Origin of the sequence: Microcoleus sp. AR_TQ3_B6, assembly GCF_036702785.1 — a bacterium.
Classification (GTDB): domain Bacteria; phylum Cyanobacteriota; class Cyanobacteriia; order Cyanobacteriales; family Microcoleaceae; genus Microcoleus.
Genome location: NZ_JAUBVJ010000091.1, coordinates 1 through 18147 on the forward strand (window position 1 = coordinate 1; position 18147 = coordinate 18147).

The window sequence follows — 18147 nt, forward strand, 5'->3', positions numbered from 1 at the left end:
TTTTTTTGACTTCCCTGACTATATGATACTACTATTGTTTATTGATGCTTATAAACTTAATGAAGTTTTACAATACTCTAATTCACCAACGCCCCGTTCAGCAGCGAGCTCGTTGAGGATGGGATTCCCCGATCGCCAGCTTCCGACCAAACCGTGAACCAGATCCGAGGCAGCACAGGCAAGCCGCTGCGTCGGATCTGGTTCAATTCACCAGCCCTTGTTCCAGTTCAGCCGTTGAGCCGTATTCAATTGAGAGTAGATCGACTCTGATGCGATCGCCCTACTTCAAAACTCCTGACGAGTCGGACGGATGATAATTTCGTTAACATCGACATCAGCGGGTTGCTCGATAGCATAGGCGATCGCCCGGGCGATCGCATCCGTATCAATGGCGACTGAATAAAACTGATTCACCGATGATGCCGTATCACCATCAGTGATGGTACTGGTCAACTCAGTCGCAACCTCACCGGGTGAAATGTCGGTAGAAGGAATTTCACCGTTTGACTCCAGCCTCCGCAGCCCTTCAGTAGCAACCGCACCGGGTGAAATGATGGTAGAACGAATTTCACCGTTTGACTCCAGTCGCAGCCCTTCGGAAATTGCTCGCACTGCATACTTGGTAGCACAGTAAACTGCCCCCCCCGGAACTACTTTATGCCCTCCAATAGACGACAAGTTGATTACGTGCCCAGACTTCTGTTGGCACATAGTCGGCAGCACCGCAGCGATGCCGTAAAGCACGCCTTTAAGGTTGACATCAATCATTTGATCCCACTCATCGACCTTAATCTGGTCAAGGGGAGACCCTGATATTAAAGCCGCATTGTTAACCAGAACATCAATGCGTCCATAGGTTTCCAAGGTTGCGTCAGCCAATGCTTGCACCTGGGCGCGATTTGCCACATCGGTGACTCGATAGGCAACCGTCCCACCTGTTTTTTGGATTGCAGCCACCAAGTCTTTGAGTTTATCTTCACGGCGAGCAGCAAGCATCAGTTTGGCTCTGCTGGCGCCTAAACGACGAGCAGTGGCTTCCCCTATACCGCTACTTGCTCCGGTAATAATGACAACCTTGCTTTCAATCTCAGACATCTTTACTCCTATTAGCAAATAAAATCGGCTCACCTAAAACCGATCGCAAAGCTGCTTAATTACCAAGCGCGATCGTATTGAATTGGAGCAGGTAACGATTGACGTAGTTGCTTCGCAGCCCGCATCGGCCAATAAGGATCGCGCAGCAGTTCTCTGGCAAGTAATACCATGTCTGCTTGAGCTGTCCGGATGATGTGGTCAGCCTGCGCGGGTGCAGTAATCATACCAACGGCTCCGGTGGCGATGTTCGCGGAGCGTCGAATGCTCTCGGCAAAGGTAGTTTGGTAGCCTGCACCCGTCGGAATCTTTTCACCCGGTACAATTGCGCCTGAGGAACAATCGATTAAATCAACGCCCAGTGACTTTAATTTATAGCTGAGTACAATACTTTGTTCAATGTCCCAACCATTTGGAACCCAATCGGTTGCAGAGATGCGCACCCAAAGCGGTGTTCTATCGGGCAAAACATTGCGCACCGCTTCTACGACTTCACATAAAAACCGGATGCGATTCTCAAAACTGCCACCATAGTCATCTGTCCGTTGATTGCTCAAGGGAGACATAAATTCATGCAGTAGGTAGCCGTGAGCCGCATGAATCTCTATTAGGTCAAATCCGGCTTCGAGGGCGCGTTGAGCTGCCTTGACAAAGGATGCGGTCAACTTTGGAATGTCTTCGATACTCACAGCGATGGGGGCGGGGCTATTGGGATCAAATGGAATGGCGCTAGGGGCGATGGGAGTCCATCCCCCAACAGATTCTCCAAGCACATTTCCCCCCTCCCACGGAGTTGCCGTACTGCCTTTTCGACCTGCATGAGCAAGTTGAATTCCAGCAACCGCACCGTTGCGGTGAATTAAATCGACGATTCGCCCCAACATTTCAATGTGAGCATCTTGCCAGATTCCCAAATCTTGCGGCGTAATTCGTCCTTCAGGCTCGACTGCCGCTGCTTCAGTCATCACCAGCCCTGCCCCTCCTACGGCTCGACTGACGAGATGAACCAGATGCCAATCATTCGCGAAGCCATCAACGCTTGAATATTGACACATGGGAGAAACTGCAATGCGATTTCGGAAGGTAACGCCACGTTGATCCAATGGCTCAAATAAATGCGACATGGTTGTAAATCCGTGAGTTATAAAATGCTACAGATGTCAAGCACAGACTTTCTTCACACTGGGAAGTTGACTGACCTCATTCCACCAAGTTCGCAGCGAAGAAGTTTTCGCGATCGTTGCTTCATACTCTAGGGTCTGCGATAGGTAGGTGAACACCGGAATTAGGTAGAAATCGGCAATGCTCAGTTCGTGGTCGAGCAAATACGGGCGTCCTACAGTTAGGGACTCGATCGCCTCTAGGGCAGTGTTTACAGGTGCTACGGCTGCTTTCACCTTGTCCTCGTTAGTTTGACCCCCGTGGCCGGCCATAATCAGACGCTCAATGGTAATTAACTCGATCGCCGCTGCATAGAGATGGCTGTCCATAATCCCCATAATTTGGAGCCTCCGAGGGCTTTTCACTATACACCTCAAATATCTATAGTGACTGCGTTTTTGATGACTAAAATCACACTTTAGGAGCTGGAACCCGAAAGTAACAATAACCCCTTAGAAGGAGATTAATTTCACCGCAGACAGGATCGGGATTCTTAGCTTCCAACGCCGTCAAACCTTCAGCTTTTTTAGATTCTGCCTTGTGCTTGGGGATGAAACATTTTTTCAACAAGATTTTTGCGCAGAAAAACTGTCATTTTTTTTCCTATCAAAAAGTAGAATATGCAACCTAAAACTACGGCTAACACTGCCAGTATAGCCGGAGCAAAGAAACCATCGATTTTTTTTCCTAAATTCGCCTTTTGCACAATTTTTGTACTTGCTGAAATCAGCGACCGGTGGGTCAAGAATATCGAGTAGGAGGCAGATCCCAAGAAAATTAAAAGAGCGGGAATTTTCGGGGAATCCTTGAGGTCTATCGAGGTAGCAGCAATGATTAACAGAGCTGCTAGCCCTCCCCAAGTAGTGATGCGATCGAACTCTATGTTTTTCCATGCAACCAGCATTCCTAAAATAACATATCCTAAATTTGCTATCCCAAACAATATCCACCTGTATTTGCTAAGCTTCTTGTTATATTTAATTACAATATACGCAGCCTAGCAGCCCAAAACAAATTCTAGATTCATATTCCCAAATACTACATTCAGCAAGAAAAAAGAGTCGGAAAATTTTACAACTTTACAAAAATGTATAATAGTGACAAATGTCCAACTCGAAAGTATAGGTGCAGAATGTTTGGGTTTCAACCAGATAACTATACTGAACAGGAAGTAAAAATATAATTCGTAAATTAAAGTTCAACCTACATTGACAATGGGTTTGTCCTTTTGAGGAATCAAGAGCAGCGAAACAATTACGTGTCCCCAATCTAAATCTTTATTGTTAGCAAAACCGGGAATTAGTAGAAACAAACACAAAACAGTCAGAGTAATTAGCCAGTATATCGGATAAATTCGCACGGCGCGCTTGACTAAAAAAGATTTTAACTGGTCTTTTTTACCGATCGCCGAGCGGTGAACCTACACCACGATCAAACCGCTCTATACAAAAAAGTAATCAACACCGCTCCACCCAGCCTGAAATAAATTAAAAAAAGTAACTTGATTTAATCTCTCGGCGCTCATATTGTTGAGGTGAAACATTACCACCAATACAGCCGCAATCCCCCGATAAACTTGCAAAAGACTAAGCTTTTTGTGAAGAGTTGAACTCTGTGTCATGAGAAAACACCTTGTTCAAGAGTGGCAGTTACCCTGGGTCGCCAACTATAGTCAACCCACTAAACATACTCAACACATTAGACACTATAATATAACTTTATACTTTTTTCATAAAGTTGTGCAAGAAGACTTCCGACTGATTGTGGACTTAGTTCTAGTTCTCGCTGCTGCCGCAGCAGGAGGACTCTTTGCATCGCTGTTGCGACAGCCAGTAATTCTCGGGTATCTCGTGGGAGGGATCGTAGTTGGTCCGGCTGGTTTGGGGCTGATTAAAGAATTAATTCAGGTAGACACCCTGGCTGAATTCGGGGTTGCCTTTCTGTTATTTGCCTTGGGAGTAGAATTTTCTTTCGCCGAACTCCAGAAAGTTAAAGCCATTAGTTTGGGCGGGGGGGGCTTGCAAATTGTACTGACGATCGCCATTACTACTGCAATTTCCTTGGCTGTAGGCTGGGTAGAATCGCCCGCTCAAGGCGTGTTTTTAGGAGCGATTCTGTCGCTTTCCTCGACAGCAGTCGTACTGAAATGCTTGATGGAGCGCAATGAAGGCGGTACTTCCCACGGTCAAGTCATGCTGGGAATATTAGTAGTTCAAGATTTGGCATTGGGGCTAATGCTAGCAGTTTTGCCGGCACTCAATCAGCCAGCAGAAGCGATCGGCTTCACGGTAGCGTGGGCCCTGCTGCGGATCGGGTTATTTGCTGTAGGTGCTGTAGTCGCGGGCATTTGGATCGTACCGCAGTTGCTGCGCTACCTCGCGCAAACAGAAAGCCGGGAACTGTTTTTGCTGGGAGTTGTGGTTTTGGCTTTAGGGATTGCGCTACTGACAGAATATTTGGGTTTTTCGATCGAGATGGGCGCATTTGTGGCGGGTTTAATGATTTCCGAGGTGGAATATGCCGACCAAACTCTAACCTATGTCGAGCCTTTGCGAGATATTTTTGCATCCTTATTTTTTGTCACCATCGGGATGTTAATTGACCCGATGTTTCTCTGGAACCATCTCGAAGTAATTCTGGGACTGGTATTTCTAGTATTTGTCGGCAAATTCTTAATTATAACGCCGATCGTCCGACTATTTGGCTATCCGCTAAAAACAGCATTGATCGCAGGTTTGGGCTTAGCTCAAATAGGAGAATTCTCCTTTGTACTCGCTAGTTCCGGCCAAGTTATGGGGCTGGTGTCGCGGAACGTTTACCTGTTAATTTTAGGAACGACGGCAGTCACCCTCGTGCTGACTCCCTTTGTATTGAGAAGCGTGCCGCAGTTATTGAAGTGGGCGGAAAATTTCGGGCCTTTGCAGCGCTATTTTGACGAAACATCTCAACCTGTGGCAATAGCTGAAACTTTGCCGGAACAAAATCATGTTGTGGTTTGCGGCTACGGGCGAGTCGGCAGAATTTTAGTCAAAATGCTGCAAAGCCGCAACTGTTCAGTTGTGGTGATCGACGAGTCAGAAAGTAGTATTCAAGACTGCAGAGTGCAAGGAATTCCTTACATTTACGGGAATGCTGCCAGCTTGCACGTATTGGAAGCCGCCCAGGTGGAACGGGCAAAAGCCATGGCGATCGCCCTTCCCGATCCTATGAGCACTCGCTTGTGTCTGAAGCGGGCTTTAGAATTAGTCCCGGATTTGGATATTGTGGTGCAGGCCAACCAAGATAAAGACATCGAACTGCTTTACCAACTGGGGGCCTGGGAAGTTGTGCAGCCGGAGTTTGAGGCCAGTTTAGAACTGTCTTCCCACTTGCTGGCTGCCATGGGGCTCTCCACAATGGCGATCGCGCGGGATGTGCAGCAAATTCGCAGCAGCCGCTATCTGGAATTGCGGCCAGCGCGCGAACCTTTGGCGGTTTCGCGGGATTTGAAAGTGGCGGTTCGAGATATGAACAGGGAGTGGTACAACTTGCCGTCAGGTTCTCCCATCGCCAGCATGACTCTGGAAGAAACTAACTTGCGGCAGTTGACAGGCGTCAGCGTGATGGCGATCGTCCGCGAGAATGGCGAGGAAATTGATTATCCCAACGGCAAGACAGCTTTGCAGTCGGGCGATCGACTGTTTGTAGTGGGAGAACCGGAAGAACTCATCAGTTTTGAGTTGCTGGCGAAGGGGGAAGTTGCAGTGCCGCAGGGCGACAGTTCTTGTCAGTGGCTGAGGCTGCCAGCAAACAGCCCTTGGGCGGGCAAAAAACTATCAGAGGTAGATTTGCTGGGCCAGTACGGTGTGCAGGTGCGGGCGATCCGCCGGGAAGGGAAATTTACTCGCTGGCCGGACGGAACTACCAATTTGCACGAAGGCGATCGTTTGCTGCTGTGCGGCGGCTTCTACGAACTCGGCTTGATGCAGCGGACGGCCTCACCGCCGGTGCCACAACCTCCTTTAAAGCTGCCTTTTGTCACCGCCCAAGTCAGCGAAAAGCTGTTTAGCGATTAGGGAAGTTCGGCAACGGATTCCCAGGCGAGAGGATGTAACGGAGGGCAGGAAGTTGGGCAACGGATGTAACGGAGGTCAATCGATTTTAGATTTTAGATTTTAGATTGACTTGCGCGAGATAAATGCTCTTTCTTGAGGATTTTCGACAATCGATTTGGGATTGATTCCACGGATAAATCACGTGGCGGGTACCACCTTTGAAATTCGCTTGTCAGGAAGACCGAAGTTGGAAGAGGTTCGAGGGTAGAAGAAAGAGGTAAGAGGTTCCAGGTTTGAGGGAAGATTTTTCCCATCTCCCACTCTCCCCCTCTCCCCCTCTCCCCCTCTCCCCCTCTCCTCAGGCGTTGGGTTTGAGATAAGCAATTGCTGGCCGCGAGATCAGAATTTGTGTTTCTGAGGGATCGAGGAGGCAAATGCAGCTATGATCCTGCCAAAAAATTCGGCCCGCTAGCAAGTCGCCGGTAAGGAGTTTAATCTCTACCTGTTCTTTGTCTTTGATGTAGCTTTGTATTAAGCGAACGCTGGGCAATCCGGTCTCAAATTCTGACATAGTGGGAAATGGGTAATTTGGTCATTAGTCATTAGTCATTAGTCATTAGTCTGTGGTCATTAGTCATTAGTCTTTGGTGGCAAACTGAGGATTGAGGAGGGAGGACCCAGGACCCAGGACTAAGGACATCAGGGCGGGACGCAACTGGCAAATGACTAAGGACTTTATGAAGTCTATCAACTAATCAGTTTTAACCAAAAGGGGTTTGTTTTTATGCCGATCGAGTTTGCGAAGTATCACGGACTGGGAAATGATTTTATTCTGATTGACAATCGCCACTCGTCAGAACCGACGCTCGCGCCAGAACAAGCTGTGGATTTGTGCGATCGACATTTCGGGATTGGCGCAGACGGCGTGATATTTGCTCTTCCAGGGCAAAACGACAGTGACTATACGATGCGGATTTTTAACTCCGACGGTTCGGAACCGGAAATGTGCGGCAACGGGATTCGCTGTTTGGCTAAGTTTATCGCCGATTTGGAAGCGTCGGAAATTCACCCCCAACCCCCCCAAGCTTCGGGGGGGAGTCAATCTAAGACTGAGTACCGGATTCACACCGGTGCGGGCGTTATTATCACCCAATTGCGATCGGACGGTCAGGTTAAGGTGGATATGGGAGTTCCCCGGCTGCTGGCTGCAGAAATTCCGACAACTTTGGCGGCACCGGATGCCAAAGTTATTGATGTGCCACTCGATGTAGCGGGTAAATCTTGGTCTGTTACCTGCGTCAGCATGGGCAATCCTCACTGCATTACTTTTGTAGAGGATGTTTCGGCTGTTGCTTTAGAAACTGTCGGGCCTCAATTCGAGCACAACCCGGCCTTCCCGCAGCGTACAAATACGGAATTTATTCAAGTTATACGCTCGGAGTATGTAAAAATGCGGGTGTGGGAAAGAGGCGCGGGTGTTACTCTAGCTTGTGGGACTGGTGCTTGTGCTGCTGTGGTAGCTGGGGTGTTGGTAGGGAAGTGCGATCGGGCAACTGCGGTTGAACTCCCTGGCGGCATTTTGGAAATCGAATGGGCAGAAGTTTCTGGGCGGATTTACATGACCGGGCCGGCACAGCGAGTATTTACTGGTTGTATTAGTCATTAGTCATTAGTCATCAGTCACTGGTCAGAACGGATTTTTGTTGCATTAACAAACAATAAAAATTATTGAATTCAAAATTTTTATTGAAGTCTGACCAATGCCTTCCGCCTTCAAAAGTCAGGGGCTGCGGACTGAAGACTGAAGACTAATAACTAAGCCTGAAATCTAAAATCTAAAATCTAAAATCTAAAATCTAAAATTTAGTAGGTGGGCTTGCATGGCTGGAGGTATTTATCTGATTCAGGACGGCGACAGGCTGGTAGAAATGATGGAACAGCCCTACGACTCGGAAGACCAGTTACAAGACTTGCTAGTAACTTATCCCAATTTGATCGCGGGAGACGAAATAGATCGGGCGACGGCGCGCAGGTGGCTGTTAATTTCGCGGGAACCTGCACCCAGCGACGAGGAAACAGCGGTGCAGTGGTCACTGGATCATTTGTTTCTCGACCAAAATGCCGTTCCTACTTTGGTGGATGTCAGGCGAACTCCTAATGCCGAACTGCGGCAAAAAGTTTTGGGTCAGTCGATCGACTATGCTGCTAATGCGTTGGTTTACTGGCCGGTCGATTCAATTATTGCTCTGTTTGAAGCTAATTGTCGCGATCGGGGTCGCGATCCCGAACAGATTTTTGAAGAGTTTCTCGGTGCAGATGCTAATGAAGAGAGATTTTGGCAGAAGGTTAAAACTAATTTGCAAGCCGGTAAAGTTCGCTTAGTGTTTGTAGCTGACGAGATTTCCGCTGAAATGCGCCGAGTTGTGGAATTTCTCAACGAACAAATGGACCCGGTTGAAGTTTTGGCCCTGGAAATTAAACAGTATGTAAGTCAAGAGGGTTTGAAAACCCTGGTTCCCAGAGTGATCGGTCAGACAGCCGAAGCACAGCAGAAAAAATCCAGCGCAACGCGCGAAAGAAGGCGCTGGGATGAATCTTCATTTTTTGCGGAAATCAAAGCTAGACGGGGCGCAGATGAGGCGCAAATGGCAAAAGCAATTTACCTTTGGGCGAAAAGTCAAGAACCCGAAGTTCAAATTCACTGGGGAACGGGGGACACCTACGGCGGTTTCGTCGCTCAATTGCCTCAAAAGGGAAGAAAACCCTATCAGTTATTCACTGTAGATATTTCTGGCAGAATGGAGATTTCTGCTGACAATTACGGTTCTGGGCCGCCGTTTAATGCGGAACACCATTGGCTGGAATTGAGAAGTAAGCTGAGTTCGATCGGTCTGTCGTTACCTACAGAACCGGGCGAAAGAAGGTCGCCGAGTCTGGCTTTGTTTACTTTGCAAGACGAATCTGCCCTCAAGCAAGTTATGCAAACTTTTGACTGGGTGATTCAGCAAATTAAAACGTTATAGTCATCAGTCATTTGTAGGGTGATATTCGGCGCAACTTACCCCTATTTGTAGGGTGCGCAGAATATCACCGAAGAACGAGCGGGAAGCCCCAAGCTTTAGCACTTTACCCTTATTAGCTGATTTTATTTGTCCTCAATCTTAATTAAATAGTTATTAGTTATTATACTAAATCCGGATTTGTCATCCCCTTTAGGAAGTCGGATATTGAAATCGCGTCTACACAAGCTTTGGTTACTCCAAGCGGACTAAAGAATAAAGGGGTATTTAACACGGATTTGGTATTAGCTGCTAACCACTAACTAATGACTAATGACTAATGACTGTTGACTGTTGACTATTGATAGCGAATGTTTGCTTTTTTTAAGCGCCGCAGGGCTTCTCCCAGCCGATCGCAATCTGCAATTAAACTAACTCTCACATATCCTTCGCCGCCCGGCCCAAAAGCATTGCCAGGAGTCACCACAACACCCGTTTGCTGCAAAACATTCAGGGCAAAATCAGTCGAACTCATGCCCGGAGTGCAGGGAACCCAAAGATACATTGCAGCCAGAGGTTTAGGAATATTCCACCCTAATTCTGCCAATCCTTCAACCAGAAAATCCCGGCGATTCCTGTAACGATTCTGCACTTCGTGCAAGTAACTGTCGGGCAATTGCAGCGCTGTTTCTGCTGCTGCTTGCAATGCGGAAAATATACCGTAATCTAGGTTAGTTTTTAAGGTGCGCAAACCTTGAATAATCTTGCTATTTCCTACTACAAAACCGACGCGCCAGCCGGCCATATTGTAGGTTTTGGACATGGTGTGAAATTCGACGCCGATTTCTTTACCGCCGGGAATTTCTAATAAACTTGTCGGTTGATACCCGTCAAAGGCTAATTCCGCATAACACAAGTCGTGAACCAGCAAGATTTGATGTTTGTGTGCGAAAGCAACAATATCTTTGTAAAATTCGCGGGGTGCAGTTGCTCCAGTCGGATTGCTGGGATAATTAAAGTAGAGTATTTTGGCTTGTTCGGCTACGCTGTCGGGAATGTCGGCTAAGTCAATTACCCAGTTGTTTTCTGGTTTGAGGATGATGTTGTGAACTTTTGCACCGGCGATAATCGGGCCGCGAAATAATACGGGATAAGCGGGACTTGGTACTAATACTAAGTCGCCGGGATTGATGTAGGCGATCGCAAAATGTGCTAAACCTTCTTTAGAACCCAACAGAGGCAATGCTTCGCTTTCTGGATCGAGTTCAACGTTGTAGCGGCGGCTGTACCATTTAGTTATGGTGCGGCGGAAACTGGCAGTTCCTTCAAAGGGTGGATAGCCGTGATTTGCAGAATTTTGGATGGCTGCGACAGCCGCTTCTACTACTGGTTGAGGAGTGGCACCGTCGGGGTTTCCCATTCCTAAGTCTATTAAATCGAGTCCTTGTTCGCGGGCGCGGGCTTTGAGTTCGTCGAGACGGGCAAATACGTAGGGCGGTAGTTTTTGCAACCTGTCAGCAGGGCTAATCCAATCCAAGGTCATTTATTTTTTGTCTGTTGTCAGTTTTCCTGGTTTGTAGTAAGGACTTCAGTCCTTGCTAGCACAGCCTTTTCAGGACTTTAGTCCTTACTACAAACTGTTTTAATTCTTAATCTTTAATTCTCCCACAGGTGCGGTGGTAGAAACCATCGCTGCCATTAATTGTTGGGGAACGACTTTAAAAGGCAGTCTGTGGATGTCGGAATTAGGATTGCAGGCTATGTCGGCGGCGCGCTGCAATTCTGTGATGGTAATGTCTCCGAGTCCGAGGTTGTCTAAAGTTTGGGGCAATCCAATTTCGGCGTAGAATTTTAGCAGTTGCTGTCTGGCTGTAGCTGCGAGTTGATTGTTTTGCATCATTTCTTCTAGCCGCAGTTGTACTAAAATGCCGTAGGCGACTTTTTCGCCGTGCAATGTGCCGTGACTTGCTAATAGGTGAGTTAGGCCGTTGTGGACGGCGTGGGCGGCGACGGTGCGACATTGGGCGCCGCCGATCCCGCCGATTACTCCTGCTAGCAATACGGTGGCATCTGTGACTTCTTGCCAGGTTTCGCTACCGGGTTCTTTGAGGGCGGCGGCTGATTTTTGGAATAAAATATCGCGCAGTATTCTAGCTTGTTGGACGGCGGAAACGATCAGGGTTTGTTCGCAGTGTCCGCTGCTGACTGATGCTTCGTACCATTTGGCGATCGCATCTCCAATTCCTGCTACTAATGTCCGCTGCGGTGCGGTTTGAATTAAGCTGTAGTCGAGTATTAATAAGTCGGGACATCTGGCTAATGTGACATCGTATTGGAATGCACCTTGTTCTGAATAAATGTTAGAAAGGGCTGTCCAAGCGGCACAGGTGGCGGCTGATGTGGGTATGGTGACGATCGGGATTTTGCACTGATGGGCGACGAGTTTTGCTGCGTCTAAGGCTTTGCCGCCGCCTACACCGATGATGAAGTCGGCTTGATGGGTTTGGACGGCTGCGCGGAGGGTTTCGAGACTCCTTTCGCTGCAATCCTTGCCGTAGGCTGTGGAGGCGGATTGTAACTGCTGCTGTTCGAGGATTGGTTGCAGGTAGGGTTGGGCGGCGGCGAGGGAGTTGCTGCCGCCGACGATTAGCGGTTGCTTTCCGAAACCGGCGATCGCATCTCCGGCTTGTGCGATCGCCGATCGACCCCGCAATACACAGGCGGGAGCAATTGTCAAGGAATAAATTGCAGTTGCGGTGGCGGTTTTGGTGCTTTGGGTTTGAGTCATCGAACCACTAGATAAGTGACGAGAAGGTTGACGCTTTGCAGGATTGCTGGATTTTCTAGGATAACTCTAACCTATGTTGGGCGATCGGGTAAGTTTTGTAAAGTTTTTATTAAGTATTGTGCGGGGTTGGGGATGGGAGGGGGGAGTTGAGGGCGATCGCTAATTAGATGAAGAAACTCCGGGCGATCGAATTATCATTAAAATTGAGGCTTAACGTACAACTCCCAGACTTGTTTCACTGCTGCTGCATCTGCTTGAGAAATTTGCCCGATTTTCGCTAGCAACAAAGACTTTCCCAAACAATCTAATCTAGACAAACGCACTGTTGAAGCAACGCGCCAACCGCTGACAGACCAATCATTAGGAAATACATCAGTTTGGCTGCGGGGTTTGGCAGAGGTGACGGCGGCTGCTACCACATCCTCGCCATCCAACTACAGCAAAAGTAGGGGGCGTTTTTTAGAGTCTGCGCCGCTTGTAAAAGGAATATTTGCCACCCAAAAATCACCAGGTTCAATAGTGGTCATAAAGTCCTTCGTCTTCGGGTGCGTAACCTTTCAAAAAAGCATCATGGCTGCAAGTAATAGCTGGGTAAATTAAATAGTCTTCGCCGTCTAGTAGCAACCGCTTGAGAGGCGGTGTTTCTGTTGGCGAAGTGCTAGATTTTGAACTTACGCTCAACGGCTTGGTCTGTTGTGCTTTGTATAAGAGTAATTGCACAAAATCGAGCAGTTACTCTTCTTTTTCTATCAACAGAAGTCGCAGTTTTTCTGACACGCTTTTTTCTATATTATTAATAGTTGGTTTCCTGGGAGTTTTACCCTTCAGATTTGTTAGTTTTCTGCGTTACCTACATATTTGATCGCGACTTTCAAAGGTGAGAGCGTGGCTGATTCTAGCCAGTCCAACAATATAACCGATCAAAGTTCCTCACCTCTGTGGTTTTAATCGTGGGAGGTGGGCTGCTTTTTCCGGCCAAACACACCCGACATACTTAAACCAGTCACTAGCAAGCCTATCATTCCCAAGCCGTTTAAAATAGGGTAAATTGCTTGCAGGTGAAAGATTTCACCTGTATGAATTTTTAATAAAAATCTCGATGAAATTTCTATACTCAGCGGCCACTCTCGGAGAATTGTTATAGCCATTCCCGTCAACACAGTCAGCGCGATCGGCAAAGCAACAATAAGGCCTAGAATGCGGTGGTACTTGCGAAATGCTCTCTTCATAGTAGTTGAAAGTTTTGGAATACTGAGGTTATATAAGGAGGGAGTGTTGAGTGCTTGTTTCTGAGTAACTGCGATCGCATAACTCTCACAGGACATACGCACTCCGACGCAGAGAAACCGGATATTTTAACTTTTATTCAAGGTTTGAACCAATTATAAGAGTTAAAAAACTCGGTTTCTGCGTCTGAGACTTTAGAATCAAGCACTCACCACTGAAATTTAAGACTTAGGAATGCTACTGATAGTCTTTTCCAGCGACTGCAATTGAGTCAGCACTTGGTCTTTGCTTGGCTTAGATTTTTTGAGCGCAGTCATCACTTTTTCTGTGGAATCCTCAACTGCATCGTAGCTTTTAGGAGCTTTAGCTTTGATACCATCTTCTACTTTCTTCCAGGCATCCTCAAATTTGTCAAATTCGGTTTTGGCTTTGGCAAAGTTTCCAGCCTCAACTGCTGCTTTGGTACTGGAAACCACACCACTCAATTCTGCATAGTTTCCCTGGGATGCTGCTTTCTCAGTTTTTACAGCAGTAGCAGCAGGAACCGGGGCGGGTGAAGTTGGGGGAGTGGAAGCTTCTTTAGCGCTGTCGCAACCAGACAAAGCTAGAAGGCTGATGGCGCTAAGGACAAGGATTTGATTAAAACGAGCCATGAACAATCCTCACATAGATCGATACTAGAATCTATTTTGTCACAAACAAATCAGATCCGTGGGAATAAATCAACATCCTGCGGGATAGTAAATTGTGAAGCTGGAAGTCGGCTGATAGTTTGGTAAGTTTGGTAGGTTTGGGTTGAGGAGGAAACGCTACTAGGTTGGGTTGCCACTGTTGACCTGGATCCCCTGCAACCCAACCTAGTGACTACCCTCTTGTGTGTTTTATGTTTAGAAAGCTAATTCGGGCGATCGACATTCATGATTTTATGGACGATAATCAACACAGATAATTAAGCCTATTACTAATTCTTGCACAACCGTTTCAGAAACTTTCCCGATACACCTGACAAATCGCTCAGTAGTTACACTCCGAACTTGCAAAACATTGCCTGCTGAGTCTGCGTCTAAACAGTTTTCTTCAGTTCGCTGAATCAGAATCATTAAAGGGCGATTTTAAAATTTAGGTTGCCATGTAGCGACAGGAATTATAATCCGCATGGGGATAGAACTAAACATTTCTGAACTAATCACAACCGCAGGACGTGTTTTCTAAATTTCTTGTTCTCGGGTGAGATAGAGTTGTACCAGCCAAACCTCTCCTCGTTTTGGGTTAGTAGTCATACTCAGTCTCCCAGTCTTCGCCATCGAGTACAGAAAACTCGGTTAATTCAGGATATGTCAAAAAATCTTCGGCTGTAGCAGGTATAAATGGTGCTAGTATTTTATGGCGTTCTGCTATTGGCAGGCTAGCAATTTCTCGCTTGTGATAGCTTGAGAGCAGGCTGGGTTGTTGACGAACTTTTAGACTCAGAACTTTCGCTGTATAAGTGCTTTTACCGAGCCCGCGCCGCGGAGGTCGATCGGTTCATCAAGCATCGTTGCGCCGACCCGGTGAATCTGAGCGTTACATTTTTCCCAACAGGTGAAACACGATCGCCAGCAACTTCTGCTGATCGCTCGCCCCTTTCCTATACCCTAGAAAAACACAGGCACGGCCAAGGCTCAAATCAGCTCGGGATCGATCGCCTTCTCTGTGCGATCGCCGATCGACCCCGCAATACACAGGCTGGAGCAATTGTCAAGGAATAAATTGCTGGTGCGGTGGCGGTTTTGGTGCTTTGGGTTTGAGTCATCGAACCACTGGATAAGTGACGAGAAGGTTGACGCTTTGCAGGATTGCTGGATTTTCTAGGATAACTCTAACCTATGTTGGGCGATCGGGTAAGTTTTGTAAAGTTTTTATTAAGTATTGTGCGGGGTTGGGGTATGGGAGGGTGAAGGGCGATCGGTATAATGAATTTACGGCAAAGCATTGAGGAGGGAGGATGGAGGATGGCAGTTTATCAGGCGATGATCGGCAAAACCTACGCCCAAACGAGAAGAAGCGATCCACGCATAGCGACAAAACTGTTAGAAATTCTGCAATCTTCACAGGCTTCTACAATGGCTGATATGGCTGCTGGCACAGGTTCTTACGGAGTTATTCTTGCTGAGTTTATCGTTACTATAATATCGCTACGTCATATTAAGCTCAAGTTAGTGTCAAACTGTCTGTGGGGTGATACTCTAAAATATGGACAGGCTGGCTAAAAAGTTGTTAAATAAAGTTGAGTGAATCTAACCTATTTCATGGCAAGGATAGCAAATGGATGTATCTTCAATAGATAAAAAGTTTTTGGCAAAACAAGAAAAGTTGCTGACATCTTATCTAAGTAATATTTTGCCTGTAGTTAGAGAAAGAGTGAAAAGCATCACTAGGGAAGATTTCTCATTACTTTCCTTTCATGCTCAAATCGGTTCGAGTAACAATCTCTACATTGACGGTGTTCGTACAAAATTTATAGATTCTGAAGATTTCATCGCACAGTGGCTATGTGGTCTCGTGAAAAATGTAGAGATAAAAATTAACCTGGGTACTTTTGGGAAAGGTCGGTATAATGGAGCAGACTACTACTTAATTCAATATCTAAAGGATCTCTCGATCAGGGACTATGTTTTTACTTTCTTAACTAGGAATTTTTACAGAAACTTCAAGGAGAGGACAAGGAATAAGCCCGATGAAAATCTTTGGTCACTCTGGTTTGGAAATGGAAATTTAGTCTGGGGTTTAGTAATTGAGCCAGTCTTGCGTAATGGTTGCTGGACTAATGATAAGAGTGAAATGAGAAGAGCTAGTTATAATTATTGGACAATCGGACACATAATATCAACTGGACTTATTGATCCAACTTCAGACTCACCCATCAAATTCAGCAATCCCGAAGATTTCTTGAGATTTTATAAAAGCGTAATTATTAGAACCTCTAATTCGCAGTACGAGAAAGAAATAGCTGACAGATATATCGAGTATTTGAAACATTCTAATCATTTAAATCAAGAACCATTCCTGATTCCTGAATTTAGATATGCTGGAAAAGAAGTTAAGCATCTTTACAGACTAGATTACACGGTTTTGAACTCTTATGTAATGAAAATGACTGGCTTTGAAATCAGCCCTGCATCTACTCACATTCATGTAGAGCGAACCAAGGAGAAGACGCAGAAATTAATCAATTTTGAGTTATCCCAGGAATGGTGTAAAGAAATGACTAAAAGAAATAGTTACTTTAGTAAATACGGCATATCCACTGTAACTTTTACAGATACAGATTTAGACAATATGGATCAATGTTTTCAAACGATTGCAGGTTTTTTAAGAGAGAAAAAAAATGCCCCTACTACCCTATATAATGCTATTTCAGAAATGGAGTTATTTATCGAGAGATATAAACTTTAACAGTTGAGCATCCACCCAAGTCAGCCACATAACAATACCCATGCACACCGACCAGCGAGGGTTAACGGGATTTAAACAAAAAATAGTGTTAATCCGTTGAAACTCGAGTAAATTGCTTAAATTTTAAAAAAATTACCTGTAGGAATCTTCAACAATAATTTCGATAAAATTTCTATACCTATCGGCAAATCTCAGACAATTGTTATCAACTTTCCAGTCAACATAGTTATACATTCTGCAAGGCTGACTAACCATCGCCTTGAACCTCAATAGTATAACTGTAGCCCTGTTCAGTCAGAAACAGTTGGCGGTGTCGCGCAAAATCTTCCTCGCAAGTTTGTAGCGATCCTAATGTATAAAAACTCGCAGTATGTCCATCGAATTTCGGGCGTAGAATTCGTCCGAGGCGCTGCACTTTTTCTTGGCGAGAACCATAGTTTCCTGATACCTGAATCAACACATCGGCATCGGGTAAATCGACGGCAAAATTGCCCACGCGAGATAGAATTAATCCGGTAATCTCTTTGTGACGGAATGCTTCGTATAACCGATCGCGCAGGAAACCATCCCTAGTGGATGATGGTTGTAACAGAATTTGTGGGATTATGATTTCTGTGCAATCAGCCTTCTTGCCTTCATGCCAACGAATGATTCTGACCTACAAATCCAAGCGGGAAGAATTCTAGACGCGATCGCTTTCATTCCTTTTGAGCAATGTCAACCCTTGACCCGTGGGTTTGAGAGCATTCCTGCGCGTCCTGGCATTTATGCAATCAGGCACATAACTGATGGATTGCTCTACATCGGTAAAACCAAGAGCTTACGAGGTCGCTTCAGTGGTGGGCACAAAGCTTTTTTGTGGGCATGGCTCGATAAATATAGCGATGAAGACATACGGATTGCAGTACAGACAATTTCTCACTGGCAGAACCCTGCGTTACTATTGGAGCTAGAAGCCATCATTCTAAGAGCTACTGAACCCCCTTACAACGTCCAAATCCCAACTGAGATGTAAAGCCATGCAAGCCAAACTTCAAGAGCAACTTTCCCTCGCTGATGCCGAAGTTATTTTAGGACGTTTTCCTGAGCGAATTCGTGCTGCCCTAATTGCTCGTGCTGCTGAAATTGAATATCCAATCGAAGCAGTAATTGAGATGGCGATCGCTAGTTTCCTTGACACAGAGGCATTAGGTTTTGCAGATTGCAAACCGGGACGCGGACAATAACAGCGTCAAGTGGCGATCGCCGCAGTCTAACAACCCGGTTGGATCGGACTACCGAAGGATATTGGTGGTGATGCAAAAGTTATTTCTAGCCACTCAACCGGAACGTTGCTTTTGGCTGAAACAATGCTTCTAAATTATCGGTCAGTGTTTAACATTAAGCTATTCACCTCTAATTGCTGTAGTTC

21 protein-coding genes are annotated in these 18147 nt (G+C 46.2%); 8 read left to right on the forward strand and 13 right to left on the reverse strand.

What is annotated here, in order from left to right:
* Positions 1-285 precede the first annotated feature (285 nt).
* The 5 genes from QUB56_RS29960 to QUB56_RS29980 form a co-directional block, all read right to left on the reverse strand.
* A complete protein-coding gene (locus QUB56_RS29960; RefSeq protein WP_332959996.1) occupies positions 286-1095 on the reverse strand; it encodes an SDR family oxidoreductase in 810 nt (269 codons plus the stop codon).
* Positions 1096-1154: 59 nt separating this feature from the next.
* Positions 1155-2216 carry an NADH:flavin oxidoreductase/NADH oxidase gene (locus tag QUB56_RS29965; RefSeq protein WP_332959997.1) on the reverse strand — a complete coding sequence of 354 codons (1062 nt, stop codon included), beginning with the start codon at positions 2214-2216 and terminating at the stop codon, positions 1155-1157.
* A 36-nt stretch (positions 2217-2252) separates the two neighbouring features.
* A complete protein-coding gene (locus QUB56_RS29970; RefSeq protein ID WP_332959998.1) occupies positions 2253-2618 on the reverse strand; it encodes a glutathione S-transferase domain-containing protein in 366 nt (121 codons plus the stop codon).
* A gap of 161 nt (positions 2619-2779) precedes the next feature.
* Entirely contained in the window at positions 2780-3196 is a 417-nt protein-coding gene (locus QUB56_RS29975; RefSeq protein WP_332959999.1) for a hypothetical protein, read from the reverse strand.
* Between the two features lie 498 nt (positions 3197-3694).
* On the reverse strand, positions 3695-3874 hold the full coding sequence (locus tag QUB56_RS29980; RefSeq protein WP_332960000.1) for a hypothetical protein: 180 nt from the start codon (positions 3872-3874) through the stop codon (positions 3695-3697).
* A gap of 118 nt (positions 3875-3992) precedes the next feature.
* On the opposite strand from QUB56_RS29980, the gene QUB56_RS29985 reads away from it, so the two are divergent.
* A complete protein-coding gene (locus tag QUB56_RS29985; protein WP_332960001.1) occupies positions 3993-6308 on the forward strand; it encodes a cation:proton antiporter in 2316 nt (771 codons plus the stop codon).
* Positions 6309-6645: 337 nt separating this feature from the next.
* On the opposite strand, the gene QUB56_RS29990 is transcribed toward QUB56_RS29985, so the two are convergent.
* Positions 6646-6858 (reverse strand): Hfq-related RNA-binding protein, encoded by a 213-nt coding sequence (locus tag QUB56_RS29990; RefSeq protein ID WP_332960002.1) that lies wholly within the window; start codon positions 6856-6858, stop codon positions 6646-6648.
* Between the two features lie 213 nt (positions 6859-7071).
* Here QUB56_RS29990 and dapF point away from each other — a divergent pair, with 213 nt between their 5' ends.
* Both dapF and QUB56_RS30000 read left to right on the forward strand, forming a co-directional pair.
* Positions 7072-7953, forward strand: a complete 882-nt coding sequence (dapF, locus tag QUB56_RS29995) for a diaminopimelate epimerase (protein WP_332960003.1) — start codon at positions 7072-7074, stop codon at positions 7951-7953.
* Between the two features lie 214 nt (positions 7954-8167).
* Positions 8168-9310: a hypothetical protein gene (locus QUB56_RS30000; RefSeq protein WP_332960004.1), complete on the forward strand. Its 1143-nt coding sequence runs from the start codon at positions 8168-8170 to the stop codon at positions 9308-9310.
* Positions 9311-9644: 334 nt separating this feature from the next.
* On the opposite strand, the gene QUB56_RS30005 is transcribed toward QUB56_RS30000, so the two are convergent.
* From QUB56_RS30005 to QUB56_RS30030, 6 genes are all read right to left on the reverse strand, one after another.
* Positions 9645-10829 carry an aspartate aminotransferase gene (locus tag QUB56_RS30005; protein WP_332960005.1) on the reverse strand — a complete coding sequence of 395 codons (1185 nt, stop codon included), beginning with the start codon at positions 10827-10829 and terminating at the stop codon, positions 9645-9647.
* Between the two features lie 99 nt (positions 10830-10928).
* The gene (locus QUB56_RS30010) at positions 10929-12074 is read right to left on the reverse strand and encodes an iron-containing alcohol dehydrogenase family protein (RefSeq protein ID WP_332960006.1); all 1146 of its coding nucleotides are present in this window, start codon (positions 12072-12074) and stop codon (positions 10929-10931) included.
* Between the two features lie 197 nt (positions 12075-12271).
* The gene (locus QUB56_RS30015) at positions 12272-12508 is read right to left on the reverse strand and encodes a PemK-like protein (RefSeq protein WP_332960007.1); all 237 of its coding nucleotides are present in this window, start codon (positions 12506-12508) and stop codon (positions 12272-12274) included.
* A gap of 79 nt (positions 12509-12587) precedes the next feature.
* Positions 12588-12755: a hypothetical protein gene (locus QUB56_RS30020; protein WP_332960008.1), complete on the reverse strand. Its 168-nt coding sequence runs from the start codon at positions 12753-12755 to the stop codon at positions 12588-12590.
* Positions 12756-13018: 263 nt separating this feature from the next.
* Complete coding sequence (locus tag QUB56_RS30025; RefSeq protein ID WP_332960009.1) at positions 13019-13303, reverse strand: peptidase; 285 nt, start codon at positions 13301-13303, stop codon at positions 13019-13021.
* A gap of 219 nt (positions 13304-13522) precedes the next feature.
* Positions 13523-13954, reverse strand: coding sequence for a hypothetical protein (locus QUB56_RS30030; RefSeq protein WP_332960010.1), 432 nt, complete (start codon positions 13952-13954; stop codon positions 13523-13525).
* A 777-nt stretch (positions 13955-14731) separates the two neighbouring features.
* On the opposite strand from QUB56_RS30030, the gene QUB56_RS30035 reads away from it, so the two are divergent.
* From QUB56_RS30035 to QUB56_RS30045, 3 genes are all read left to right on the forward strand, one after another.
* Positions 14732-15049 carry a hypothetical protein gene (locus tag QUB56_RS30035; RefSeq protein WP_332960011.1) on the forward strand — a complete coding sequence of 106 codons (318 nt, stop codon included), beginning with the start codon at positions 14732-14734 and terminating at the stop codon, positions 15047-15049.
* 204 nt (positions 15050-15253) lie between these two features.
* Positions 15254-15550, forward strand: coding sequence for a hypothetical protein (locus tag QUB56_RS30040; RefSeq protein ID WP_332960012.1), 297 nt, complete (start codon positions 15254-15256; stop codon positions 15548-15550).
* Positions 15551-15605: 55 nt separating this feature from the next.
* Positions 15606-16736, forward strand: a complete 1131-nt coding sequence (locus QUB56_RS30045) for a hypothetical protein (RefSeq protein ID WP_332960013.1) — start codon at positions 15606-15608, stop codon at positions 16734-16736.
* A 247-nt stretch (positions 16737-16983) separates the two neighbouring features.
* Here the strand turns inward: QUB56_RS30045 and QUB56_RS30050 are convergent, their stop codons facing one another.
* Entirely contained in the window at positions 16984-17388 is a 405-nt protein-coding gene (locus QUB56_RS30050) for a helicase-related protein (protein WP_332960027.1), read from the reverse strand.
* On the opposite strand from QUB56_RS30050, the gene QUB56_RS30055 reads away from it, so the two are divergent.
* Positions 17374-17751: a GIY-YIG nuclease family protein gene (locus tag QUB56_RS30055; RefSeq protein ID WP_332960014.1), complete on the forward strand. Its 378-nt coding sequence runs from the start codon at positions 17374-17376 to the stop codon at positions 17749-17751. The genes QUB56_RS30050 and QUB56_RS30055 overlap by 15 nt on opposite strands.
* 4 nt (positions 17752-17755) lie before the next feature.
* Positions 17756-17962 (forward strand): hypothetical protein, encoded by a 207-nt coding sequence (locus QUB56_RS30060; protein ID WP_006631417.1) that lies wholly within the window; start codon positions 17756-17758, stop codon positions 17960-17962.
* Positions 17963-18147 lie beyond the last annotated feature (185 nt).